Genomic DNA, 23,245 nt, shown 5'->3' with positions numbered 1-23,245 from the left:
CCAGCACCAGCACCAGCACCAGCACCTTGCCTCCGCGCGCCAGCGACGAGCGCCGCGCCCTCTACATGAACAAGTGGGGACGCTTCGCGCCTTCGACCCTCAGGCACCTGTCGCACGCCGCGCCCGGAATCCCCGCCCGTCGGCGCGCCTGGCTTCTCACACTCGCGGACCGGCTCGAGACCGCCGGTTACTCGACGTTCGGGGACGTGCCGGCCGACTCCTTCGACGACATCGCGGAGCTCTACTAGGCCCCTAGCTGAAGTCTTCCGGGCGGTTGTCGTGCTCGCCGGGCTGGCCGGCGAGCAGAGAAGTCACATAGGGACGAGCCTGATACTGGGCCAACCCTGTCGATCGCGCGCACTTGCACGGGTCCGTGGAACCATACGATCCGACTTCCGCCTGGCAGCCGTAGACGGTGTGATACGAGCCGTCGTGCTGGCATCCATCAGTGCACGCGCTGGTAGGCGACATGATCGAAGGCTCGAGGTTGCGCTTCACGTACGTCTTAATAGAGTCGCGCAGCGAACTGATTTCGAACGCATTCGTCATGCCTCGGGCAGCGAATTGAACTGCGAGCTCTTCGAGCAGCGAGTCGGTCGCTTCGAGGAAGCCTTTGTCCTCCTCGGGCGCCTCCCACCCGAACTTTTCGTCGACACCGTCCGATCCGAGGAGGGCGTTGCGGGCGCCGTGAAGCGCTTCGACTACGGCGCGGTTCGTTGGATCGGGGGCGTTACTCATTGTCTGCGGTGCTCTCTTGACGGGATTGAGGGACGACAGTCGTGTTGCCGTTCCGAGGCCTCGTCCAGACTAAGCCGACATCTGCGGCGGATACCCTAGGCGCGACGACACGCTTGCCCTACTGGTCCCGATCGGGCTCTTATCGCGTCGGCTCTGGGCGCGGATCCGTCAGGAGCCGTCGACGGCGATGCACTTCCGTCGAGGCGTCAAGTCGAGACGAACTTGCGCGCCACGCTCTTCGACTCGCAACGAAGGCGATGTCAACAGGTCGCACCGCGGTCGACTGCGCCCTATGTGGCCGTCGAAGGGCAGGGTGATCATGCGCGACGCAGGGAGCTAGTCGTTCAGCTTGAGATCGTCGCGTTGCTCCACATTGAGCGTCAGGTTAGCGATCGACCGCGCCCGAAGTTGGACTCGATAGCGCTTAAACGACTCCTTGATAATCGTCTCTGCCCTGACGCCGTGAACCTTGAAATGCGTCACCGGTAGGGAGCCGCGATCGTCGGCGAGTGCGATCAACTTCTCATGGCTGAGGCCCAGCAGGTCGTGCTTGTTTCGGTCGATGGCGTACACGTCAACTGAAGAGGATGTCGAGGCGGTTCCATCGCCGAATTCGATCGCCAGGATCGACCAGTCGGCTCGACTAAGCCCAACCACGTCGTACACGCTCTTTGAGTACACCGTCATGTCGTTTTCTGCTGCGGCCGTGCCGACCCACTCGTCGACCTGGACGTGCGCGGCCCCGAGCTCTTGGTCTGCACTCTCCATGTTGCTCCTTTGGTGTGATGTCGATCGAACTTGGGCGTGCCATGGCTCGGTCTGATGGTGAGGGTCTCTATTATGCGGCGCGGGCTCCCCGTACTCGGAAGAGCCTCGGAGGGCCTTCATATAGGCCGCGAGGTCTGCGCAAGAAACCCGCCGTCTTTCCCTTCCGTCGCGGCCGACGTCGACTGCCGGCATGGCGCCGTCATCGATTCGACGTGGACCTGTTCGGGAAGAGGCGTGCCAGCTCGGCTACTTCCGTCGGGAAAAGTGAAACAGCCCGATAGAAATCAGTAAAATTGTAGGATAGAAGCTAGCAAAACCGTAGGATACAAACCAATAAAACCGTAGGACAAAAGCTAGCAAAACCGTAGGATAGAAACCGGTAAAACGGTACGACGTAAACACATAACCCGGCATCCGAGGGTCCGTGCGAAAGTCGCTGACATCGAATTGCGCGAGCTTCACCTCAGACGCGAGCTTGAAGAGACAGGATCCTGATGGCCTACACGCGCCGCATAATCGACGATGTCATCGACGATCTACTGCCCGATCTGCCTGCGATAAGTATCGACGGGCCGAAGGCGATCGGCAAAACTGCCACCGCCAAGCAACGAGCTTCCGAAGTGTTGCATCTCGACGACCCCGCAACCGCGCAACTCCTGCTCGCCGGCCCGGAGAGGATCGCCACCTACAATCGGCCACTCCTGCTCGACGAGTGGCAACGAATACCACAAATCTGGGATCAGGTTCGGCGCTTGGTCGACGAGGATCCGACGGGCGGACGTTTTATCCTCACCGGCAGTGCGATTCCGATGAACGCGCCGGTTCACTCTGGAGCCGGAAGGATAGTGCAACTCAGGATGCGCCCCTTGGCGGTAGCGGAGAGAGGTATCGAGACGCCGACGGTGCGTCTCTCCGATCTCATCTCCGGCAACGCGCAAATCGACGGGCGCACCAAGGTCGGACTCGCTGACTACATCCGCGAGATCGTTGCTTCGGGATTCCCGGCCATTCGTCCGCTCAATGGGCGAGCACGCCGCATCCAGCTCGACGGCTACATTGAAAGAGCCATCCAGCGGGACATCCCGGAAATGGGCAAGACCGTCCGCCTCCCACAGCAGGTGCGACGCTGGCTGGCTGCATACGCAGCGGCGTCATCATCGACAGCCAGCTACGCCCTCATAGGACGAACCGCCTACGCCGATGGCGCAACCCCGTCCCGAGACACCATCGTCACGTACCGGGAAGCCCTTTCTCACCTATGGCTACTCGATCAGGTTCCCGCGTGGACTACCGGACACAACAACTTCACCAAGCAGGCCCTCGCCCCCAAGCATTTCCTCGCCGATCCGGCACTTTCTGCTCGTCTGTTGAACCTCGACGAGGAACGACTGCTGCGAGCACAAAGCCCCGCGGATTTTGAACCCCAGGACGGGACGATCCTAGGGGCGCTATTCGAAGCGCTTGTGGCGCTCTCCTTGCAGACCTACGCCGCTGCGAATGACGCACAGCTCAGCCACTATCGGAACACCCCAGGGACACATGAAATCGACTTCATTGTCCATCGAGGCGACGACGACATCGTCGCCTTCGAGGTAAAGCTCGCGAAGGCACCTGACAAGGACGCAGTGAAGCACCTGTTGTGGATGAAAGAGCAGCTGGGCTCCAAGCTGAAGGACATGGTTCTGATTACTTCGGGCTCCGATGCCTACCGCCGCCAGGACGGGGTTGCGGTTGTACCGCTGGCCCTATTGGGCCATTAATAACGCTTAACCCTCATTCTCGACGCCTCGCACTCATGACTACCAGTAGATGGCGATGACTTCGCCTTCGGTGTACTTCCCTGGCTGCTTCACGCCGGTCGCCGGGGTGACCGCGGTGGCGCCTTCGACCGACAGCGATGCCATGGCGATGACGTGCCGGATGATGGCGCCGTCATGGCGGTGACGCGCCAGATGCTGGCGCCGTCGCCTTCCTCCCCCGTGTTACCCGCATCGGCCCACCAGCTGTCGAAGTAGCCGCCGATGCACCGAAGCGGGTTGGCGACCTGCAGCAGCAATCGTCCGCACGAAAGCCGGGTGTGCCGCGCACATAGCTGGCATGACGCTCTCCGCCGCACCTCAGATCACGATCACGTCGAGTCCGTGGGCTCCAATCGAGGCCTCGCAGTCAAGCTGGGGTGCGGATGCGCAGGCATCTCGATGACAGCGGCTAGGATCCTGCACGTGGACGAATACGGCAATGGGGTGACGGGCGCCGAGCTCGCCTTGGCCTTCTCCCCCATGGTGATGAGTGCGCTAGGTCGCAGTTCACTCGGCGTCGTCGCACCGCGCCTGTCCATGGTCGCCGGGCTGGTCCGGGACCGGCCGAGCGCCACGCTCGGCGAGGCATTCGATACCGCACACGCTCTTCTCGCCCATGGTTACCGCAGCGAGTACGTATTCAAGAACGCCTTGGTGTCGAAGATCGTGTACGGCAGGCACTCGCCCGCCACGGCGACAGCGTTGGTCGAGCAGCAGATGGGCAACTCTGTCGCCGACCTCGTCGTGGTCAACGGCACGAGCACCGCCTATGAGATCAAGACCGACCTGGATCAGTTCGTCAGGCTCGATGCGCAACTCGCCGACTACTGCTCGCGTGCGGAACGCGTATATGTCGTGACGTCCGAGGCCCGGACTGCGGCGGCAGCGGCGCGCGCTCCCAGCCACGTCGGCATCATCGGCCTGCGGTCAACCGGGAGTCTCACCACGGTCCGCGCAGCCGAGTCGAATATGGAACGTCTCCAGCACGATCACCTGTTCACCATGCTGCGCACCGTCGAACTCAAATCCGTGCTGCGTCGCACCCACGATCTTGTTCCCGTCACGCACATGATTCAGGCCTTGGAGCAGATGCGGTCGGCGTTCCGGGAACTTGACATCGAACGTGCGCACGCGGAGACGTTGACGCAGCTTCGGGGCCGAGGTACCAGCGCGGCTCAGCTAACGACGGTCGGCCCGTTCCCCAGGAGTCTTCGGGCCCTCGCCTACACGGGTGAGCATTCGCGGATAGGGGCGACTCGTATCCGGGAACGTCTGAACAGCCCCGCTGCCCTCTTTGTGGGGGTCGACGCCGCCTGATCTGCGGCGCAGGCTGAGGAACATGTACTTTCCTTACCTCTTCGGCAAACGCGGCGAACTCATTGCGATCCGCGGACTGTCGGGTCCGCTCGGTTCTCCGCAGAAAATCTGGCCGGTGATCGAGCCGGTGAAGACGGGCACCGGATCGTTGGTGAAAACGCTCAAGGACCTGAAGAAGGTATCGGCGGGCATCTATCTCGTTGTCAATCCGTCGCAGGACGAGTTCGCCGTCTCATCGCAGGACCGCGACGACTGGTACACGGTGCTGGCGCCGTACGTGGCCGACGCCGCGCTCGTGCGCCCGACGTTCCTGCAAACCGCTGCGACGACCCTTCATGATCTGAAACTGTTCGTCACCGCGAACCCTGGTCGCGCCATCGGCGTGGTGCTCACCACCAACGACCTCGCCCCGACCGCCGTTGCCACGGCACTTACCGGAACAACTCACGTGGTGTTCCTCCACCGTGCTGTCGCGTCCGCCTCGTATACCGCAGCGTTGGGCTCGGCAAAAACCGTCGACATCGATGACAACTTCATAACCCAGCCGCGTAACGGCGACTACTCGGGCACCGCGGGTCAGGGCACCAACCACTTCAGCTGGGTTACGGGAGGGAAAGCCGGGTTCTCCGACTACACCGTTTTACCTGGGACGTACAAAGACATCGGCGGCGGCCTGATGGGGGCTCTGGTGATCCATCTGACCTACGAGGCGCCGACAGAACTCCGTGTCCAGCACTTCGTTTCCGCTACCCGCGCGCAGACGGACCCGATGCCGACGAAATTCTACGAAGCCATCGCTGACATCGAGACGCAGCGCGCTGCGACACCGGCCAGGTTCAGGTTGTCGCCGGCGCTGCAGAAATATTTGGACCAGCAGAGTACGGGTGTGTACACGAACGCGGAGGGGAACAAGCGGCAGCAGATTGCCCACCACCTGTTCACCGTCGGTAAGGTCCTCGGGCTCTGACCGCAGTTCCGCAATAGCCTGCCATGCTGTGGAGGGCGCGGTGCTGAACGACTGCGGCTCCGGCTTACGGCTCCGGTGAGATGACTTCGGGCTTGTACCCGATGCGGTGACACGCAGTCGTCACAATGCTCGGCTGGTGGTTCAGCCGTCGGGCTCCCCTTCCGTGCGACAAACTGCTCGCTAAGCCGAAGCTCGGTGATACATTGTGACATCTAGTGCGACATATTGCGTTATAAGCCGTGGTCGCGACCTAGATGACCAGGTCGATGAAGATCCTGAAGCCGAGCCGGAATTCGGCTCGAGCCCGACGTTCTATCTCACCGAAACCGCGGGCCCGCTGGGGCCCGCTCACGCGCGTGACAGTCGCAGACGCGGCGTGAATACGCCCCTACGTCCGGCCGTACCCCGCTGTTACCGGCGCTCAGCCGTCGTCGGTAAATCCGTCGATTCGACGAGTAGTGCGCCGGCCACGACATGCGGTTCCGGGATGGCGACGGGCAGTACGACGAAGAAGAACGGGATGCCGGCGAGTACGGTCGTGACCGCGATCAGCAACCCTTCGGTCGATGAGATGCCGGGCTGGACGATCAATCCGGTGATGGACGCGAAAAGGATCGCCGCGAACCCGGCAACGATGATCGCGAACGCCGTTGCGGCTGTCGCATCCGATGCGCTTGGAGCCTTCGCGCCCATTTTTTCGGGTTGGATACGAGGTGCTCGTGCAATCAGCCAAGCAGCTATCGCCTCGAACACGAACAGTGCCCCGATAGCAAGGAATGCAACGACGGTGGTGATGCCGATCCCGCCGTCGTCAGGGACCGCCCGGTCGCCGAAGATGAAGGTAGCGATCTCGGCGACGGCCCCGCATGCCAGCGCCGCCAGTGCTGCCAGCCCCACCGCCGCTGCGCAGAGGCCAACGCTTAGGAGCGGAGGGATCGACTTGAGTGCCGCTATTGTTTGTTTTCTCGTCATGCCCTGTCTATGCGCGGCACCACCCACTTCTCGGGACTGTGGTCCGGCGCCGACCAGATCGAATATATGCTCAACAACATGATGATTGCTGCGCCCGAATCCGAGAACTCCACCACGGCGTTAGGCATCGTGATCCTGGCGCTCGCCACGGTGGGTCTTTGTCTTTGGCTATTTTTCAGCATCCGCGGTGTACTGGCTGCTAGCTCGTTACGCACCCGTGCGTCGGCAATCGCGGGAACGGCATTTGTTCTGGTCATTCTCGAAGCGGTTGTGTTCGGGTTCGTACGGGTTTTCCCAGTAGACACTGCGACGATCACGTCGATCTTCAGCCTGCTGGTGATAGCGACGCTCGTCGTGGCTGGCGGAGCATGGTTGTTCGCCCGCTGGCTTCCAGCAGGCGCTTCGGAGCCGGGCTTTCGCTTCGGCCCGCACCTGAAGAACTCGCTGCGCGACTTGATGCTCGGGCTGAGAAGCGGAAAGACTGTCGTCGAGGCGCTTGTTGCGCCTCAGAGGGAGCCGATTCTCGAGCCAGTGCGGCCCGCCGTATTCAGGCGCGGTCTCGGTCCTGCCCTGGCGTTCATCTCGCTTTTGGCCATGGTGGCTATCTTGCGGGCTTTCGCCAACCCGACCATGCCATACAGCGACGTGTTGGTGGGCTACTTCGGACTCGCAGGCGGAAGTATTCTGCTCGCGAGCTTGCCGGCGTTCATTGTCGGGTGGTTTATTCTGAGCTGGCTCGCCGAGCGACCGCAAGTCGCCGCTGCACTCCGCGACGCGGGTGATCTGGCTGGCCGCGGCTTGATCGTCGGGCTCCTCATCGGTTGTTTGGGCTTTCTGTCGACCTTCCTCCCCGGGGCCGATAAAGCGGCGGGAATCACCGGCACCATCGAGTCGTTCGTCGACTTGTCTGTCACCGGCACCATCGTCGGCTTCTATCTGTCTCTCTTCTTGGCGATCAAACGCGCATGTGAAGCGTCCAGCCGACCCGCCGTCGCATTTGCCGCCTCGCCTTTGGCGTTGGCGGCGTTGATGGTGGGCTCCCTGCAGTTGGTTACCCCGCAATCCGTTTTCACGCGTCTGGCAGAGAACATCACCTCCGGGCTTCCGCCCGTGGGCGAAGGAGAAGACATAGCCGCGTTGGCTGAGGGCGACTGGAGGTATGGCTTTGTAGCCGGTGTCGAAGACGATATGGCGTTCGTTCCGGCAGGGGCGACTTTGGTCGTCTGCGTCACAGTCGCCGCCATGATCTATCTCTGGCCATCGGCATGGCGAATCATCCGCAAAGAGCTTGGGGCCCCCTCGGCGGACGTCCCTTCGCAAGCGGCCGGCGCTGGATTCGTCGATGCGCCCCCGGCGTCCGAGTAGACGTAGTTCGGCTCACAATCGGGGGGAAGCATGACTGCATCATTCGTGGCGATCGATTTCGAGACTGCGAACAGCGCGCGAGGCTCCGCCTGCGAAATCGGACTGGTGCGAGTTGTCGACGGCAAAGTCGAAGCGAGATTTTCCACCCTGCTCAAGCCGCATCCTCAATTCTCGGGCTTCAGCCCGATGAACGTCTCCGTTCACGGAATTAGCGAGTCCGATGTTGCGGGCGCACCCGATTTCGCTGCAATTTGGCCGGAGGTGTCTGAATTCATCGGTGCGCTTCCACTGGTAGCTCACAACGCGTCGTTCGACACCGGCGTCCTTCGCGCACTATTCGGCATCTACGCGATCGAGGTGCCCTCGATGAGGTACTTCTGCACGCTGGTGATCGCCCGACGAGCTCTGGACCTCGTGTCGTACTCGTTGCCATTCGTCGCTGAGGCACTAAGCGTGAGCCACAGGGGCGATCATCGTGCTGACACGGACGCTCTGTGTGCGGCGGAAGTCGCGCTGGGGCTGCTCGCGGATGGCAGGGTGGCGACGATGGAGCACCTCTCCGACCTCTACGAGGTCTCTTCGGGATATTTCGACTCCACATCCTGGTCGGGGTCTCGCCATACCGGCGGTTCATCATCCGTCGGGTTCTCCGCCTCAACGATCGAGCTGATCCGGCGCACGCATGGTTCAGCAGCTGCCGACCCTGATGGCGCCCTCTTCGAGAAACGCGTCGCCTTCACTGGCAAACTCGCTTCGCTCACCCGCGCCGAGGCCGCGGCAAAGGTCCTCTCCGCCGGAGGGGAACCGGAAGTCAACGTCACGAAGAACACCGACTTTCTGGTCATCGGCACAGAGAACGGCTACACGATCGACCAGCGAACGGCAGTGACCGGGAAGTTCGCGAAAGCGGCAAAGCTCCGCGGGGCGGGCTCCAAAATCGAAGTGCTCGACGAGCTGTCATTTATCGCCATGCTCTGATCGGCCGCCTTGCTCGCGGATAGAGGTCCCTGCGCAGACGAACGCCGCTGCCGGCTAGGACTCGGTTCTCGCACCTGTCGACAGCACTCGTCTCCGCTCCGACCGCGGGCGCGCTAGTCATCGTCTTCCTACGCGCCAAGGCGGCGACAGCGTCGTCTCCCCGGGACGCCTAGGACTCGGATGCGCCTTCGGAGAGTCATCGTCAAACGACTCTCCGTCGCGACCAACCGGGTCGTTCCGCTCCCGCTCATCGCGTCTCGCAGCCGCTGTTCGGCGCCCCGAAGCGAGCACCACTAAATTTGCCTCATGAACCTTTTTGAGCTCTGGATTGGGCTTTGGCACGGCTGGGGCGAGTGGTGGCCGACCATTGACTGGGGCAACGCTTCCGCCTGGTTCAGCAGCGTTCTCACTTCAGTTTCAGTCTTACTGGCGGTCCTGATCATTCGTCGCGACAAGGCGAGGAGTGCATTGGTCCACGCAGACGCTTTCGTCGTCTGGGCTGACTACATCCACGTAGTCGGGCCCGAACCGAAGTGGTTAGTTGATGTTCATTCTTATAACTCTGGGGACAGGCCGATCATCAGGCCGTACATCATGGCTTACGCCAGACCCGGCGTAAGAGCCCTCGGAACGCTTAAGGAACGAGAACCGAACAAGATCGCCGTGGTGATCGAGCCCAAGGCTACAAATACGATCCAGCTGATGTTTCCCGATCAAGATCCGCGCGATCTGAAGCTGTATGTGGACTTCACAGATATGACCGGCTACACGTACAGGCGTCTGTTGAACAGCAATAAGTATCTCAACAGCCGACAGATCAACTGGCGCTACTGGCACCGCATCTCTTGGACCGACCGAGTCGCAGGCCGTGCGACAAGTGGTCGTGACGTCGTCAATGCCGCACCAATGCACGCCGAAGAAAATCCTCCCGATTAGAGCTGTTGTCGTCCCACCGCGCCAGACCAACCGGCTCGAAGGCAGGGCGAGTCGCCACCAGGGCTGTCGAGCCGTGGTCACGGGAGCCGACCGGATCGAGGACGCGGGCTATCGTTCTTTCTCCGAGGTGCCGGCGGAGTGCTCCCATGAGATTGCGCAGCTCTATTAGACCGTGGGGCGCGCTCGGCGATCAGCTCGATTCAGCGGGGAAGGCATCGGCCCTCAGGCCGCCGCTACCAGATTCCACGCGCAACCGAAGAGAAGAGAAAGCGATGAGCGCCTGCGATTTGCGATCGCGCGCGACGAGCATCGCGCTCTTGCGATACTGGCGCGGCTGTATCGCCCTACGTCTGACGTGGTACGGGCGATATACGGCGGGACGACAATGATTGGTCAGCTACCGAACAGATCGTCGATGTCCAGTTCTTCGAGTTCATCGTCGGCAGCTCCGCCGATTGCGCTCCTGTCGGTGGGCGCATCATGTGCACCCGGGTTGAATGGATCAGCGAGATTGCCGACCGCGAATTCCGAAGCGGACAGCGGGTCCCGAGCCCTAGCCTGTGCGATTCGCAGCAGCCAGTCCCAAGAGCGGACCGCGATGCCGGCGCCTTCTTGAGATTGCGAACGGGCCGGCTCTCGACTGGACGACGGAGTATCACGACCGATTATGACCAAGCCCGGTGCTCGGTTGGTAAGTCCGTGAAGGTGATGTTCTGTCTGGGCGTATGCGACGTTTTGGGTGAGCCATTCGCGCCAGTCTTGAACCTGTTGGATCGCGTGGGTAGTCGCCCCCGACAGGCGGCCACGTTGAGTGAGAATCGGGTGGCGGGCTGCCTCTATTTCGACCGTCACCCAATGCGGGCCGAGGCTGTTGAACCCGAGCACTAGAAAGTCGGGTACGTGTTCGGCGCCTAAACGAGGTTGAGGAATGACGTACGTTTTCCAACTGCCGATGACAAGGGAGGCAAGCAGGGCGGGATTGCGCGTCAGCAAATTCTGGAACGGTTGCTCAAGGCGTTCACCCGACTCCAATAGCTCTTCGAGCGCGCGAATCGATTCCGAAGCCGGGACGTCATTTTCAAGAGCATGGGAGTCGAGCGGCGAGAAGTTTCCAAAGCTCGCCCGGGCATAGTTCGCTGAATTCCGAAGTGTCGCGTCAACCTGCTGGACGGCGGTCGCGTGGTCCGCAGTTCCAACTCGAGCGATCGAAACCAGGTGATTTGGCCAAGACCTGGCGGCTGGCCGGCCCTTGAAGTTGATATGACCGTCGTCGCTGATAGAGGAAATCACGCGTCTCTCGACTGCGCCGATATGACCGGCTACCACATCGCCGGGCTCGGGCATGAGTGCGCGCAGCCCCCGCGCTGTCATCTGCATGTAGCGGGCTGCGAACCACGCGCTCACCTCGTCGCGAGTATTGGTGACCAGTTGCGCTGAGGCTTCAATACCGAGCTCTTCCTCAAGCTCCGTCAATGCCTCGGGTATGTCGGCGGCCCTTCCGGTGCCTTGAAAAATAGCCGAACTAAGTCGGTCGCGAATCACAACCGCAGCTACAGGGGCGGGAAGATCCCCGCGAAGAGTGATTCCAAGCCTGTTGGAGACCTGGATTTGTTCACTCGTCGGGGCGGCGCTCATTGCATCGAGCTTGTCCGCGATTTCCGTCCAGCGCGACGGCGGCGATGGTTCTGGTGGCATGGGCCGCAGCTTAGCGTCCAACGCGCGCGATCGAAGAAAAGGAGGCCGTGCGAACGCGGCCTCCTTTCACTCCGGGTGCAGACCGGGAATCTTCGATCTACATCCAGATTAGTTCGCGCACATTGGATCGATCTGAGTCAGTCGTTTGGACTCTTCGTCCGTTCCTGGTCTCGCTGTCGATGAAGTCGTAGACAGAGATTGCGCGTCGTACCGCTTCGGTGAATGAGATGTCGCGTTCGTCCGCGATCTTACGAAGAGCTGCGGCGGTTTCCGCATTGAGATTTACGTTGAGTCTGACGATGCCAGTATCCACACTGGTGTCGCGAGAGGGCGTTTTCGTGTTCGCCATTGTCATTTCCTCCGTGACGGGAATTACAGGTGCTGGAGAACCGGTACTTCTTGGCGTTCGTTCTCCGTGCAGCTCGAGTCTCTAGGACTTCACAGCTCCTGTATTCGGGGGTGGGTCAGTTCCCTTGCTGGGGTGTGTCCGGGGCTTTGTGCAGCCCCGTGTCGGTGCTTCCGGTGTTACGTGTTCTACTGTACGCCTATTTCGCCACTGTAATACACCTTTTTTATGTATCGGATGTGGATATGCTACGCGGTCTGTGTAGAATATCCCCTATGAAGATGTAAGGCGCAACTCCGCGCTCCCCAACCAATGGAGCTGATCCCGCATGGCCGCAGAACCCGAATCTGAATCCGAATTTCCCGACATCGATGTCAGTTCCACGATCCAGTACATGGAACGCAACAACATCGGCGTCCTCAACCTCAGAATCCAGGCGGTCGGTGCGGATTCGATTCATCGGAGCGAGCAGAGCGTTGCGATCGCGGTGCTGGACAGCAACTGCATCAGCGATGATGCGGTTCCCTCCGCTGACGGTATCGGCGGCGTGTTCTGCGTCATGGAGGTGGAGCAGTGACGATCGGCGAAGGTGAGCATCTCAGCCACAGCGACGCCGAGGAGATTTCCGAGGACCTCAAGCCCAGCACGGGGCTTTGGCCGTCGAAAGTTTCCCCGCTGACCGCCCACAACGCTACGACGCGCAGATGGATCGCGATGCCGATCTTCTGGACGCTCATCGGGCTGTACCTGGTGGCTGCCGTCGCTTTCTCCGCCGGCTTCATCGACGTCGACGGTCTCGTACGACTTGTCGCCGCCTTCTCCGGCATCCAGACGCTGTGCGCTGCGATAGTCGGCTTCTATTTCGCGAAGGGAGATTCATGATCTCCGTCTACGCGTCGCAAACACCGGGCAAAAAGCCCAGTGCGGTGTTGTCCGCGCCCGCGGGCCGCATCGTCTCCTATAAGGGTGTGCCCTCTTCACGGTCGATGAAGAGGGCACGAGACTTTCACTTTACGAGGGTGAAGTCTCCTACGTTACCCAACGCGGGCGGGGAAGGAGTATGCCGCATGGCTAAGAGTTCAAACCGTGTAACGAGCAAGGCCGTCGCACAGAAGGCGTCGAAGGCGCTTTCTGACGGACGTTCCTCCGCAAACACGAAGAGCATCGCTGCTAGCGCGCTGTCCCAGCGCAAGCGCTAGCTGAACCCGCGGGGCCGGCGTCGACCGGCCGGCTCCGCACCCTCACGCGATGCCCCTTCCGGCCAGAACGTGTATCGACTCGTCCGAGACCGAGGCGTCTACAGTGTCGCCCGGACCGAACCGTACCGAGATGAATCGCGGATGCCTAAACGTCGCCCGACCCGAAGAAACGCCCGACGGAGCAGTGACCACAAACCGTCCGCAGCGACCCGGGTTCGACGCTTGGCCGCTGCCGCGGAGAAGATCCCGCAGACGCTCGCAGACGTAGACGCCGCAGTCGCTGATCGTCCGTCGCTTCTCGGTCCGGCCCTCATGACATTTTCCGAACACCGTGATTCTTACATCCGCTCCAAGAAGACGATGTTGCCGTGGCCGGGGTGGCAGGTGCTGTCCCTGATACCGGTCACAGACCACCTGAGACGGCGATTGGGTGGCCACTGGAGCTACGACCGAGTTCCAGGCACCTGGTCCGAGCAGCTCTTCGCCGCCGTCGATGACTGTGTCACGGGTCTTTGGCTGTCGCGGGCCGGGAACACCGTCGGGGCCGCGCTGGTTGCCCGCACCCTGCTGGAGCGCTGGACACTGAACGTGGCGCACCATCACGGGATTGAGCGCGACGACGACGAAGAGGAGTCGGCGTTCATGTCCAGGACTTGGAATGTCTACGCCGAGTCGGGTGTCGCCGACAACGTCGGCGAGTGGTGGAACTGGCTGTCAGAGCTGTTGCACGGCCGGGCCGGGCAGGACGCTTTCGGCACGGCGGGTTCCACCGCTATCGCTATGGATCCTGCTGACAATCTAGGGCTGCAGCGCGGCGTGGTCTCGGTCCTGGAACTCGTTCTGCGTCAAATCCGGGGTGGGCTCACGTTGCTAGCCCAGGACGCCGGACTGGGACAATTCGGGAACGCGTTGCAGACGATCGACCCCGGGCTCCCCCGTTTCGAGGAGCCGCCGATCGTCGGCGCTGCGATGCGTGATCTCGATTTCTTCGAATGCATGAGCCTGCGCGCCCGGAGCTGGGTCGTCGTCGCACGCGACTACCGCGCCACCGTGGAGAAACCGGATCATCGGCTCGACTCCCGAACGAGTTTCGTGTTGACCGTCGAGGCATTCCTGGAACGGAGGGGCCGAGCAGTAGAGCGAGCCCGGCACGCTTTCGACGTTGAACGCGCGGGAGAAGGCGACGCCTTCGATCCGGGCCATCTCGCCGCGAAACTCTTCAGATTCGCGTCGATCTCGGAGATGGCACGCCTGCTCGCGGCAGAAGCATCCGGCCCTGAACGCGACGCGCTGATCGTGGCCGCTGAGGCCCAGCGGGCGGCGACGCACTTGTGGCTCGAAGACTCGGACTACTCGGTGGGTTGTCTTCGAGTCCTTCTCGAGCAGACGGCCCGCCTTCGCGTCCACCGTCGTCGCCCCGACAAGGCGGAGGTACTCGAAGGCCGGCGCTCATCGCCTTCGCGCTGGCTGGAGGCAGCAGGCTGGAAAAGACTGAGTCCGTTTGTCAGGGCGATGAACGAATTCGCACATCTCACGCTTCGGACACGACGCAATGGAGCGAGGGAGGTGCTGACAGAGATGCAGATGAATGGCGCACGGGTCGAGACCAGCCGCGGATCAGCGCTTCACGAAGTCACGTACATGTTCGCGTTCGAGCTCCACGCCAGACTGCAGATGACGCGCCCCGGCCTCGCATCGATCTTCACGGAGTGGATAACCCTCGTCGACGAGGAAGCTCACGAACGACGGTTGGAAGCGTTCCTCGACGTCGGGCACTCTCACCGGTCCCGCGACTTCGGCGAGCCGGACTACGTCGCCCCCTGAACCGATCTTTCCGGCCGTGGGCCCGCCCTTTGCGAGAGGATGTCCTCATGACCCGACTCGACGAATCGCACGTTGTGGCTCCACTCACGCTGCGCGCCCTCCGCTACATCCGAATGCTGGAGGCGCAGTCTGTCTACTGCACTTTCGAGGATCTGACGGCGTTCGTGAGGACCGCGTCACCGGCAGTGAGCCTCCGGGACAACTTCGAAGACGACGCGCACGATGACCTGATGACCACCCACCACTATGTCGTGGTGAACACGGTCGAGAAATATTTGACCGACGTCGGCTGGATCGAATCGACATCCAGGGGGGTCGAGCTCACGAAGCTGGGTCGCGCCGTGGCCGCCAGCGCGGACGGAGAGTCATTGCAGTCCGCCAGCCGCACAGTGGTGAACATTGCACTCGAAGGCAGCGACCCTCTGACATACTCACAGTTCCTCATCGCCCTCCAGCGCACGGGACGCGGGATCGACATGATGCTGATCGACCCGTACCTGCCATCGGCGCACGTTCCGCTCCTCCTCGACGACGCCGGTGTGACGCATATCCTCACCGCGGACAACCCAGTGCACGACAGCGACGAGAGCGCGACAGTCCGGAGGAAGAATTTCGGATTGGCGCTCGGAGCCCGCGCATCCGACCGGTTCGGGATCCGACTGGCGAAAAAGGGAAACCTCCATGACCGCCTGGTACTTCCAACCGAAGGCACAGGTCTGATGATCGGACGTTCCCTCGGCGGCAAGCAGCTCACGGCAGTGGTGGAGTTGAACGACAGCATGACTTCCCTGTTGCGCGCTCACTACGCGCCGATTTGGGACGCTGCGAAACCCGTGTCGCCCGCGGACCTGTCGCACGTCCGCGGTAGCGCCCCCGCCACGTAGGTCTACCGCCCGAATTCACCGGTCATGACTGGCCGTGCGATTTCGGGAACGAAGTCGATCCGATCGATCCCGCCAGGTCGTCGATCGCGATGGCCGCTGTGAGACACCTCACTACCTGTCGTTCCGGACCAACAGGTTAAGTCTTTCCGGCCGTACTGGATATGACGGTCGTGTGGTGGTTTTCGTGACATAGCCGTGGTCGGGAAGCTGTTGGCTGCGTCATCAGGATCGGGTGACATCGGCACTTCTGGCCAGGCACCGTGAGCACGGGGCGTGTGATGTCAAAACTATACCGTTCGCGGTATAGTTTTGACACGCAGTTTCGCATCTGAGCTTGGCAGAACTATACCGTTCGCGGTATAGTTCTGACATGAAGACAACCTACCGGGACGTGCTGCGCGACCTCGCCTACGGAAACTACGGCTACGTCACCACAACCGATGCGGTTGATGCGGGCGTGCCCGCAGTAGAGCTGCCGAAACTTGCGGCCCGCGGTGGTTTGGAACACGTCGGGTACGGTCTCTACCGGGTAACCGAGATCCCGCCGACCGACGACGATCAGTTCGCTGAGGCGACCTTGCGCGCGGGAGAGGACGCCTATCTCCGCGGCGAAGCAGTTCTGGCCCTCTTAGGTCTGGCGGATGTAAATCCCAAGAAGATCACTGTGGGAACCTTCCACCGCGTACGCCGTGCGATGCCCGGCTTTGTGAAGCTCACTCAGGCGACGGCAGGAACCAAAGTCACCCGATACCGCGGCATCCGTGCCCAACAGGTCGGCGATGCGCTCCTCGAATGCCGGGGCCGGGTTCCCGGCACGCGACTACGCGACGCAGCAGTCAAGGCGCGCGCAGAGGGGCTTTTGACTACCCCGGAGTGGAAACTTGTCCGCAAGGAGCTTGCCGCGTGACCTACGACTCCCCGCCTAGCAACCTGACCTCCCTGAACACGCGGCTGAAGAACCTAGAGGGCGCGGACACCCTCGTCACGCGTCGGCGGACGACGATGGCATTGGTGGTAGTCGGACAAATGCTTCCTGAGGGTGCAGTGAAAGGTGGAAGCGCGATGGCGTTGCGGTACGGCCCCGAGACGCGCTTCACACGTGACCTCGACGCAGCACGCCCGAATGGTCTGGCGGAATTCCGCGCCGACTTCGAAACACGCCTCGCAGCGGGATGGGGCGGCTTTACCGGACGACTGATCGAGCAGAAACCTCCGAAACCAACCGGGGTCCCTGCCGGCTACGTGATGCAGCCATTCGACGTGAAACTCGACTTCGAGGGGAGAGCATGGTGCACCGTACCCTTCGAACTCGGCCACAACGAGATCGGGGACGCAGATACGCCCGAGTTCGCCCTGGCACCCAGCGTCAGCGACATGTTCACCGAAGTTGGTCTACCCGCGCCTGCGCCGGTTCCGGTGATGGCGGCAGACCATCAGATCGCTCAGAAACTGCATGCGTCCACCGTGCCCGGCAGCGACCGCGCCCGGGACCTAGTAGACCTGCAACTTCTGAATACCCACGAACAACTCGATCTGGCGAAGGTCCGGGCCACGTGCATCCGTTTGTTCGACTACAGGAATGCTCACGCCTGGCCCCCGTCGGTAGTCGAAGGCAACGACTGGAACACCCTCTACGAGGAAGCGGCCGAGGGACTGGATGTAGCAGCCGACGTTGCCGGCGCCATCGAATGGCTGAACGATTTCATCTCCCGAATCGATGAGGCATCGCCGGACGAATAAGCACCTCGGCGCCCTCATCGTGGCGGAATCATCTTTCGCCCACCGAGGTCAGCGACATGCCGACCCCGGTATCTCCCAGCGCTCCGGCAGCGGCACCGACAGACCGACGCCTCCGACATGGCGATGACTTCCTGGAATCCGACGCATTGGATCTGGGAGAGCCCGCAGCTCGACCTCTTCGGGCGGTGGGTGCCGTGCTCGGCGACTTGGTGGACCTCCGGTGAGGGCGTCGACGTTCGCGCTCCCTGGGCGGTGCGCGGTCAGCGGACTCCGCTGAAGCGAAGGATCATTGCGTCGTATGCCCGGTCTGAGAGGATGGTGCGGGCGAAGAGGAGGGGCTTGGCGCCAAACCCGACGGCATAGCGTGTCTTGGGGCGGCGTGCGGTGGCCGCTTTGACGACGGTTTTGGCCACGAGCTCCGGGGGCGACGACTGCGAGGGGTTCTCAGCCCGGGCCGTCTTTGCCAACTTCGCGGCCTTGTCTGCGTACGCGCCTTTGCCAGACGTTTCGATGAGGTTGTCGGCGACGATGCTGTTGAATTCGGTGCGGATCGCGCCGGGTTCGATGATGACGACGTTGATGCCGAAAGGTTTTACTTCCAGGCGGAGGACGTCGCTGAAGGCTTCGAACGCGAACTTGGTGGCGTGGTACCAGGCACCGAACGGGGTGTAGATCTTTCCACCCATAGAGGTGATGTTGATGATGGTGCCGCTTTTGTGGGATCGCATCGACGGGAGCACGAGCTGGACCAGTCGGGCGGCGCCGAACAGATTCACCTCGAACTGGCGGCGCGCTTCCTCCATGGGAACGTCCTCTACGGCGCCGTAGGACCCGTAGCCGGCGTTGTTGACGAGAACGTCGATGCGACCAGTTTCAGCGAGGATGCGGCGGACACCGTCGCTGGTCGATTCTTCGTCGGTGACGTCCATGGCGAGAGTCTTGATGCCGCGAGCGTTCAGGTCGTTCATGCGGTCGGTGCGTCGGGCGGCGCCGTAGACCAGGAACCCGGCTTCCTGCAGCTGGATGGCGAATGCGTGGCCCAGTCCAGAGGATGCCCCGGTGACGAGTGCGACTTTTTTGGTGGTAGTGGTGGTGGTCATGGTGTGATCCTTCGGCTAAGTTGAACGGTAGTTCGACTTATATCTTGAACCATCGTTCGAGTAATTGCAAGCGAGCCTGATCAGCCATGACAGGATTGACTCCGTGACTCAGCCACCAGAAAAGCCGTTGCGCGCTGACGCGCGGCGCAATCGCGGGAAGATCGTGGAGGCTGCTCGAGCGCAGATCACCCTCCACGGTCCAGACGTCGGCATGGACGAGATCGCTGCTGCTGCGGGCGTTGCTGTCGGCACCCTTTACAGTCACTTCCCCACGAAGGTGCATCTCGTGGCTTCGGTTGTGAGCGAGTTCCTCGCGCAGGTGGCGGATCGTAGCGAGACCGCGGCGGCGGCCGTGCGCGATGGCAGTCCCGCATACACCGAGCTCACCGCGCTCCTACGGGATATTGTCATCGCGACCGCGACCAACCAAGCCGCGAAAGCCGCCGCAGCCGCTCTCGACGCCGACGAGGGCGATGCATCAGACGCGCAACGAGCCGGCTCTGCCCTGCAGTCCATCATCAATCAAGCCCGCGTAGACCGCACCGTCCGCTCCGACCTGTCAATCGAGGACTTCTATCTCCTCGTCCACAACATCCCCGCTGGCCAACCCACGGACACCCTCGATCGATGGATCGATCTCCTCCTTCACGGAATCGCGGCCCGAGCAGCCCACAGGAATTCCACGCCCTGAAGCCGATCGATTCCGGCTCGCCCAAAATTGGCCCATGGATCGCTGCCCGCAAGACTGTTCTGACCGCGCCACCAACTCAGCAGGTTCTGTTAGCGTGCGATGCGCCTTGCCGGGGCTGAGAAGGAAGTTCCGAATATGTCGCTGAACGCGGCGGTGATCCGGATCAGCTTGGTCGGGGTGCCCCGTGTCGTCCGCCGTTGATTCTCGCTGAGGGGACCAACCCTGCCCTCCCATGACGTCGCGTACGGCGTTTGAATGATTCCGGACGTAAATCGAGCGTCCCACCGAGAGGGACGGCGTCGAACGCCGAGAACAAAGGAGATTGTGCAATGCGTGGAGTAGTCATGTACACCGCCGGGGACGTACGTGTGGTGGAGCGCGAAGACCCGAAGATCATCGATCCCACCGACGCGATTGTGAAGCTCACCGCGACCTGCATCTGCGGATCCGACCTGTGGCCCTACCGCGGCATCGAGCCGGCCGACCATCAGGTAATGGGGCACGAGTACGTCGGTGTCGTCGAAGAAGTCGGCGCGGATGTGAAAAACGTCAAGCCTGGAGACTTCGTTGTCGGCTCGTTCGTCATTTCCGACAACACCTGCGAGATCTGCCAGGCTGGATACCAGTCCAAGTGCGTCCACGCCGAGTTCGTTTCACAGACCATCGGCACGCAAGCGGAAAAGGCACGAATCCCTTACGCGGACGGAACCCTCGTCGCCACCCCCGGGCAGCCAGACGAAGACCTGATCCCCTCGCTGCTCGCTGCCTCCGACGTCCTCGGAACCGGATGGTACGCGGCCGTCGCCGCAGAAGCGGGCCCAGGCAAGACAGTCGCCGTCGTCGGCGACGGAGCCGTCGGCCTGATGGCGATCCTCGCCGCGAAGCAGCTCGGCGCGGAACGCATTATCGCCATGTCCCGCCACAAGGACCGCCAGGACCTGGCGCGCTTCTACGGCGCCACCGACATCGTCGAAGAGCGTGGCGACGAGGGCGTGGCGAAGATCAAGGAACTCACGGGAGGTCTCGGCGCTCACTCTGTCATCGAAGCGGTAGGCACGCAGGAATCGTTCATGCAGGCCGTCGGCGCCACCCGCGGCGGCGGCCACCTCGGCTTCGTCGGCGTCAACTACGGCGTCGAGCTGCCTGGAATCGACCTGTTCATGGCGGGCATCCACACCCAGGGAGGCCCTGCCCCGGTCCGCCGATTCCTGCCGGAACTCATCCAGCTGGTCTGGGACCGGAAGATCGACCCCGGAAAGGTCTTCGACCTCACCCTCCCACTCGAGCAGGCAGCCGAGGGCTACAAAGCCATGGACGAGCGCCGCGCCACCAAGGTGCTCCTCACCTTCTAACCCAATTTCGAGACGCCGAGAGACAATTGGTCTCTCGGCGACTCAACAAACGCACGGCGGAGCGATTATGAGCAGGAAGAACGACATCCGGGAGTTTCTGATCTCTCGGCGGGGCAACCTCACCCCCCAGGACGCAGGGATCCCCATCATCGGCGGTGACCGCCGTGTCCCCGGATTGCGCCGCGAAGAAGTCGCTGAGCTTGCCGGTGTCAGCACCGACTACTACACCCGCCTCGAACGCGGCGGCCTGCTAGGAGCGTCGGACAGCATCCTCAATGCGCTCGCTCGCGCCCTGCACCTCGACGACATCGAACGCCAACACCTTTTCGACCTCGCCCGGGAAGAATCCGTCATCGCATCGTCGCTCGCAAACGAGGTGGGGGCCGCGCCAGTGCGCGGGTCCGTGCAACGAGTCCTCGACAACATGACAGTCCCCGCCGTCGTCATCGACGCGACCCAGGCCCTCATCGCGTCGAACCTCGCCGGGCGGGCACTGTTCTCCCCGCACTTCGAGGCGGACCGCCCGAACCTGGCGCGCTTCATATTCCTCGACTCCCGGGCCCGCGACTTTTACGAAGACTGGGCCCTGGCATGCAGTCTCACCGCCGCTATGCTTCGTTTCGAAGCCGGAAAAGATCCGCTGAATGGGGAACTCACTGCCCTTATCGGCGAACTCGCCACTCGCAGTCCTCAATTCAGGAAGGACTGGGCAGAACGCGACGTCCACGAGCACCGTACCGGCCGGAAAATCTATCGGCATCCGGGCATAGGAGATCTTGATCTGACCTACGACGTGTTTGAGATGCCGGGCGAGAACGGCCTGGCCATCACCACCTACACCGCAGATGCGGGGTCGGCAACGGCGGACAAACTCACGCTGCTCACGAGTTGGGCGGCAACTCAGCAGCCCAGCTGACGCCCGCTCGAGGCTGAGCGAGCAGCAGACAGACGCATGTGCTCAGTTCCCCGCCGTGCCTTTCCCACCGACGAGCCCGACGTTGGAGGACTGGCGCTGTCCGCCGGCGATCTCTGACTCGGTACCGGATAACACCGAGAGCGACGCCTGCCTCGATGGTCTCGTTCCTTCGACAGCGCCAAGTGAGCATGAGTTGGGGGGCCCAGGTCTGCCCTCCCACTCGCGCCCATCTGCCTCGTAACGTTTCCTAAGCGGTGCTGCCCGGGCACCTGCCGCGGGCACCCACCTACCAATAACGTGCCTGGAGGTTCTGCATGATCAATCGCCGTAAGATGCTCACTCTTCTCGGTCTCGGAGCAGCCTCCTTCGGGGGCCTCATCGTCCTTGATCAGTCCAACTCGACCGCCCAGGGCTCGTCGAGAAGGACACCCCCGGCCGCCGCCCCTGGGGACAATAGTTCGGCAGCGCCGGGCGCCGACGGGATCCTTACTATCTACTACTCAAAGACCGGAGCGAACTACCCGGACTTGGACCTCACAGTGGGAAACACTGCCCGAATCGCGGAAATGATTCGCGACCGGGTCGGAGGCGACGTGTTCGAGATCGTGCCGGAAACCCCGTATCCAGCCGACTACGACGAGACAGACCGGATGGCAGGCGAAGAGGAGGCGGAGAACCGATTCCGCCCGATCCGGGACGCACTCCCCGACGTGTCCGCGTACCACACAGTGTTCGTCGGCCACCCCATCTGGTACGGGGAACAGCCGATGGTGGTCCAGACGTTCATGCGCGACCGGAACCTCGGGTCCGCGACTGTCGTCCCGTTCGTGACTCACGAAGGAAGCGGGTTCGGGAACACCTTGGAGGTCATCGCCGATTTCTGGCCAGACGCGCAGGTCCTCGAAGGCTTTGAGGAGCGCGGCACCCAGGTTCACCGAGACCTCGACGGTGCCCGCAGGGACGTCGACCAGTGGCTCGAGAGAATCGGTTTCTGATGGCAGCAAGACTTGCTCTCTGGGCGATTGCCGTTGTCTTCCCCGTGCCGCTCGTGGTCTTCATGAACGTGCAGATGAATGATGCAGGCCCGCTACGGTTCACCATCAGCCTCGGGCTAATCGCCTACAGCTGGTGGCTGCTGGCGATCCTTCTGAGCCTTCGCCCTCGGTGGCTCGACCGCCGCCTCGGGCTGAGTACCATCTACGCACTCCACGGCGTGCTCGGTGTCGCAGCGCTCGTGCCCGCGTATCTGCATCGGGCGAATACCTTCGCTCCGACCGAGCTGGTACGCACGCTCGGCGACGTCGCGTTCTGGATCGCGGTGGGAGTGCTGCTGTGGTCCGTGCTGTTCATGAGCGGTTGGGTCACCGACCGCTCAGCGCCTATCCGCCGCGCCCGTCAAACGCTGGAGCGAGTTTTCCGCCGCCGCCTGTCGCTGTGGATCCACCGACTCAACCTCGTGGTGGTGCTATTGATCTGGCTGCACGTGCACCTCATCGAACGAATGACGCAGCATTTCGAGTTCATGGTGCTTTTCGATGCATACACCGTGGGTGTGCTGTGACTCTACGTCTGGAAGAAATGGGTCGCAGCCGATGGATTCCTACTCGGAACAATTAGCCAGAACATCGCCTTGAATACCACCACGCTCTGTATAACCG

At 62.1% G+C, this 23,245-nt stretch carries 24 protein-coding genes; 18 read left to right on the top strand and 6 right to left on the bottom strand.

The annotated features are described in order from the left end of the window. Positions 1–248, top strand: a 248-nt coding sequence (locus tag ACLQ6X_RS04805) for a hypothetical protein (RefSeq protein ID WP_411699033.1), incomplete at its 5' end; no start/stop codon positions are given. A gap of 4 nt (positions 249–252) precedes the next feature. On the opposite strand, the gene ACLQ6X_RS04800 is transcribed toward ACLQ6X_RS04805, so the two are convergent. Further along, positions 253–738, bottom strand: coding sequence for a hypothetical protein (locus ACLQ6X_RS04800; protein ID WP_411699032.1), 486 nt, complete (start codon positions 736–738; stop codon positions 253–255). A 336-nt stretch (positions 739–1,074) separates the two neighbouring features. Continuing rightward, the gene (locus ACLQ6X_RS04795) at positions 1,075–1,506 is read right to left on the bottom strand and encodes a hypothetical protein (RefSeq protein ID WP_411699031.1); all 432 of its coding nucleotides are present in this window, start codon (positions 1,504–1,506) and stop codon (positions 1,075–1,077) included. Positions 1,507–2,000: 494 nt separating this feature from the next. Here ACLQ6X_RS04795 and ACLQ6X_RS04790 point away from each other — a divergent pair, with 494 nt between their 5' ends. The 3 genes from ACLQ6X_RS04790 to ACLQ6X_RS04780 all read left to right on the top strand — a co-directional run bounded on the left by ACLQ6X_RS04790 (position 2,001) and on the right by ACLQ6X_RS04780 (position 5,589). Next, the gene (locus tag ACLQ6X_RS04790; protein ID WP_411699030.1) at positions 2,001–3,266 is read left to right on the top strand and encodes an ATP-binding protein; all 1,266 of its coding nucleotides are present in this window, start codon (positions 2,001–2,003) and stop codon (positions 3,264–3,266) included. 462 nt (positions 3,267–3,728) lie between these two features. Continuing rightward, entirely contained in the window at positions 3,729–4,622 is an 894-nt protein-coding gene (locus ACLQ6X_RS04785; RefSeq protein WP_411699029.1) for a sce7726 family protein, read from the top strand. 22 nt (positions 4,623–4,644) lie between these two features. Then, entirely contained in the window at positions 4,645–5,589 is a 945-nt protein-coding gene (locus tag ACLQ6X_RS04780; RefSeq protein WP_411699028.1) for a sce7725 family protein, read from the top strand. Positions 5,590–6,000: 411 nt separating this feature from the next. Here ACLQ6X_RS04780 and ACLQ6X_RS04775 read toward each other — a convergent pair whose 3' ends face one another. Further along, positions 6,001–6,561 (bottom strand): hypothetical protein, encoded by a 561-nt coding sequence (locus ACLQ6X_RS04775; protein WP_411699027.1) that lies wholly within the window; start codon positions 6,559–6,561, stop codon positions 6,001–6,003. 9 nt (positions 6,562–6,570) lie between these two features. Here ACLQ6X_RS04775 and ACLQ6X_RS04770 point away from each other — a divergent pair, with 9 nt between their 5' ends. The 3 genes from ACLQ6X_RS04770 (at position 6,571) to ACLQ6X_RS04760 (ending at position 9,840) form a co-directional block, all read left to right on the top strand. Further along, positions 6,571–7,926 (top strand): hypothetical protein, encoded by a 1,356-nt coding sequence (locus tag ACLQ6X_RS04770; RefSeq protein ID WP_411699026.1) that lies wholly within the window; start codon positions 6,571–6,573, stop codon positions 7,924–7,926. Positions 7,927–7,956: 30 nt separating this feature from the next. Next, on the top strand, positions 7,957–8,904 hold the full coding sequence (locus ACLQ6X_RS04765; RefSeq protein ID WP_411699025.1) for an exonuclease domain-containing protein: 948 nt from the start codon (positions 7,957–7,959) through the stop codon (positions 8,902–8,904). Between the two features lie 306 nt (positions 8,905–9,210). Beyond that, positions 9,211–9,840, top strand: a complete 630-nt coding sequence (locus ACLQ6X_RS04760; RefSeq protein WP_411699024.1) for a hypothetical protein — start codon at positions 9,211–9,213, stop codon at positions 9,838–9,840. A 393-nt stretch (positions 9,841–10,233) separates the two neighbouring features. On the opposite strand, the gene ACLQ6X_RS04755 is transcribed toward ACLQ6X_RS04760, so the two are convergent. Both ACLQ6X_RS04755 and ACLQ6X_RS04750 read right to left on the bottom strand, forming a co-directional pair. Next, entirely contained in the window at positions 10,234–11,535 is a 1,302-nt protein-coding gene (locus ACLQ6X_RS04755) for a Shedu anti-phage system protein SduA domain-containing protein (protein WP_411699023.1), read from the bottom strand. A gap of 97 nt (positions 11,536–11,632) precedes the next feature. Then, on the bottom strand, positions 11,633–11,884 hold the full coding sequence (locus tag ACLQ6X_RS04750) for a ribbon-helix-helix protein, CopG family (RefSeq protein WP_411699022.1): 252 nt from the start codon (positions 11,882–11,884) through the stop codon (positions 11,633–11,635). A 325-nt stretch (positions 11,885–12,209) separates the two neighbouring features. Here ACLQ6X_RS04750 and ACLQ6X_RS04745 point away from each other — a divergent pair, with 325 nt between their 5' ends. The 6 genes from ACLQ6X_RS04745 (at position 12,210) to ACLQ6X_RS04720 (ending at position 17,528) form a co-directional block, all read left to right on the top strand. Further along, positions 12,210–12,458: a hypothetical protein gene (locus ACLQ6X_RS04745; RefSeq protein ID WP_411699021.1), complete on the top strand. Its 249-nt coding sequence runs from the start codon at positions 12,210–12,212 to the stop codon at positions 12,456–12,458. Continuing rightward, positions 12,455–12,763 carry a hypothetical protein gene (locus ACLQ6X_RS04740; RefSeq protein ID WP_411699020.1) on the top strand — a complete coding sequence of 103 codons (309 nt, stop codon included), beginning with the start codon at positions 12,455–12,457 and terminating at the stop codon, positions 12,761–12,763. Before ACLQ6X_RS04745 ends, ACLQ6X_RS04740 begins: the two co-directional genes overlap by 4 nt. A 539-nt stretch (positions 12,764–13,302) precedes the next feature. Beyond that, on the top strand, positions 13,303–14,904 hold the full coding sequence (locus ACLQ6X_RS04735) for a hypothetical protein (protein WP_411699019.1): 1,602 nt from the start codon (positions 13,303–13,305) through the stop codon (positions 14,902–14,904). 47 nt (positions 14,905–14,951) lie between these two features. Then, positions 14,952–15,788, top strand: coding sequence for a hypothetical protein (locus ACLQ6X_RS04730; protein WP_411699018.1), 837 nt, complete (start codon positions 14,952–14,954; stop codon positions 15,786–15,788). A gap of 370 nt (positions 15,789–16,158) precedes the next feature. Then, positions 16,159–16,695 carry a type IV toxin-antitoxin system AbiEi family antitoxin domain-containing protein gene (locus ACLQ6X_RS04725; protein ID WP_411699017.1) on the top strand — a complete coding sequence of 179 codons (537 nt, stop codon included), beginning with the start codon at positions 16,159–16,161 and terminating at the stop codon, positions 16,693–16,695. Continuing rightward, positions 16,692–17,528 (top strand): nucleotidyl transferase AbiEii/AbiGii toxin family protein, encoded by an 837-nt coding sequence (locus tag ACLQ6X_RS04720; RefSeq protein WP_411699016.1) that lies wholly within the window; start codon positions 16,692–16,694, stop codon positions 17,526–17,528. Before ACLQ6X_RS04725 ends, ACLQ6X_RS04720 begins: the two co-directional genes overlap by 4 nt. 260 nt (positions 17,529–17,788) lie before the next feature. Here ACLQ6X_RS04720 and ACLQ6X_RS04715 read toward each other — a convergent pair whose 3' ends face one another. Then, complete coding sequence (locus ACLQ6X_RS04715; RefSeq protein ID WP_411699015.1) at positions 17,789–18,628, bottom strand: oxidoreductase; 840 nt, start codon at positions 18,626–18,628, stop codon at positions 17,789–17,791. Positions 18,629–18,731: 103 nt separating this feature from the next. On the opposite strand from ACLQ6X_RS04715, the gene ACLQ6X_RS04710 reads away from it, so the two are divergent. From ACLQ6X_RS04710 to ACLQ6X_RS04690, 5 genes are all read left to right on the top strand, one after another. Next, a complete protein-coding gene (locus tag ACLQ6X_RS04710) occupies positions 18,732–19,319 on the top strand; it encodes a TetR/AcrR family transcriptional regulator (protein ID WP_411699014.1) in 588 nt (195 codons plus the stop codon). A gap of 329 nt (positions 19,320–19,648) precedes the next feature. Continuing rightward, positions 19,649–20,671: a zinc-dependent alcohol dehydrogenase family protein gene (locus ACLQ6X_RS04705; protein ID WP_411699013.1), complete on the top strand. Its 1,023-nt coding sequence runs from the start codon at positions 19,649–19,651 to the stop codon at positions 20,669–20,671. Positions 20,672–20,738: 67 nt separating this feature from the next. Further along, positions 20,739–21,587, top strand: coding sequence for a helix-turn-helix transcriptional regulator (locus ACLQ6X_RS04700; protein ID WP_411699012.1), 849 nt, complete (start codon positions 20,739–20,741; stop codon positions 21,585–21,587). 332 nt (positions 21,588–21,919) lie between these two features. After that, positions 21,920–22,582, top strand: coding sequence for a flavodoxin (locus ACLQ6X_RS04695; protein ID WP_411699011.1), 663 nt, complete (start codon positions 21,920–21,922; stop codon positions 22,580–22,582). Further along, the gene (locus ACLQ6X_RS04690; RefSeq protein ID WP_411699010.1) at positions 22,582–23,148 is read left to right on the top strand and encodes a hypothetical protein; all 567 of its coding nucleotides are present in this window, start codon (positions 22,582–22,584) and stop codon (positions 23,146–23,148) included. Before ACLQ6X_RS04695 ends, ACLQ6X_RS04690 begins: the two co-directional genes overlap by 1 nt. Positions 23,149–23,245 lie beyond the last annotated feature (97 nt).

The sequence above is a fragment of the Conyzicola sp. genome (genome assembly GCF_046714715.1).
Classification (GTDB): Bacteria; Actinomycetota; Actinomycetes; order Actinomycetales; family Microbacteriaceae; genus Conyzicola.
The sequence above is the reverse complement of the archived record's forward strand: the minus strand, read 5'-3'. Positions and strand labels throughout refer to the sequence as shown.

Bases quoted from the DNA above. Each gene is read 5' to 3' on its own strand.
- ACLQ6X_RS04800 (WP_411699032.1), bottom strand. From the start codon at position 738: ATGAGTAACGCCCCCGATCCAACGAACCGCGCCGTAGTCGAAGCGCTT.
- ACLQ6X_RS04795 (WP_411699031.1), bottom strand. From the start codon at position 1,506: ATGGAGAGTGCAGACCAAGAGCTCGGGGCCGCGCACGTCCAGGTCGAC.
- ACLQ6X_RS04790 (WP_411699030.1), top strand. From the start codon at position 2,001: ATGGCCTACACGCGCCGCATAATCGACGATGTCATCGACGATCTACTG.
- ACLQ6X_RS04780 (WP_411699028.1), top strand. From the start codon at position 4,645: ATGTACTTTCCTTACCTCTTCGGCAAACGCGGCGAACTCATTGCGATC.
- ACLQ6X_RS04775 (WP_411699027.1), bottom strand. From the start codon at position 6,561: ATGACGAGAAAACAAACAATAGCGGCACTCAAGTCGATCCCTCCGCTC.
- ACLQ6X_RS04770 (WP_411699026.1), top strand. From the start codon at position 6,571: ATGCGCGGCACCACCCACTTCTCGGGACTGTGGTCCGGCGCCGACCAG.
- ACLQ6X_RS04765 (WP_411699025.1), top strand. From the start codon at position 7,957: ATGACTGCATCATTCGTGGCGATCGATTTCGAGACTGCGAACAGCGCG.
- ACLQ6X_RS04760 (WP_411699024.1), top strand. From the start codon at position 9,211: ATGAACCTTTTTGAGCTCTGGATTGGGCTTTGGCACGGCTGGGGCGAG.
- ACLQ6X_RS04755 (WP_411699023.1), bottom strand. From the start codon at position 11,535: ATGCCACCAGAACCATCGCCGCCGTCGCGCTGGACGGAAATCGCGGAC.
- ACLQ6X_RS04750 (WP_411699022.1), bottom strand. From the start codon at position 11,884: ATGGCGAACACGAAAACGCCCTCTCGCGACACCAGTGTGGATACTGGC.
- ACLQ6X_RS04745 (WP_411699021.1), top strand. From the start codon at position 12,210: ATGGCCGCAGAACCCGAATCTGAATCCGAATTTCCCGACATCGATGTC.
- ACLQ6X_RS04730 (WP_411699018.1), top strand. From the start codon at position 14,952: ATGACCCGACTCGACGAATCGCACGTTGTGGCTCCACTCACGCTGCGC.
- ACLQ6X_RS04725 (WP_411699017.1), top strand. From the start codon at position 16,159: ATGAAGACAACCTACCGGGACGTGCTGCGCGACCTCGCCTACGGAAAC.
- ACLQ6X_RS04715 (WP_411699015.1), bottom strand. From the start codon at position 18,628: ATGACCACCACCACTACCACCAAAAAAGTCGCACTCGTCACCGGGGCA.
- ACLQ6X_RS04705 (WP_411699013.1), top strand. From the start codon at position 19,649: ATGCGTGGAGTAGTCATGTACACCGCCGGGGACGTACGTGTGGTGGAG.
- ACLQ6X_RS04700 (WP_411699012.1), top strand. From the start codon at position 20,739: ATGAGCAGGAAGAACGACATCCGGGAGTTTCTGATCTCTCGGCGGGGC.
- ACLQ6X_RS04695 (WP_411699011.1), top strand. From the start codon at position 21,920: ATGCTCACTCTTCTCGGTCTCGGAGCAGCCTCCTTCGGGGGCCTCATC.
- ACLQ6X_RS04690 (WP_411699010.1), top strand. From the start codon at position 22,582: ATGGCAGCAAGACTTGCTCTCTGGGCGATTGCCGTTGTCTTCCCCGTG.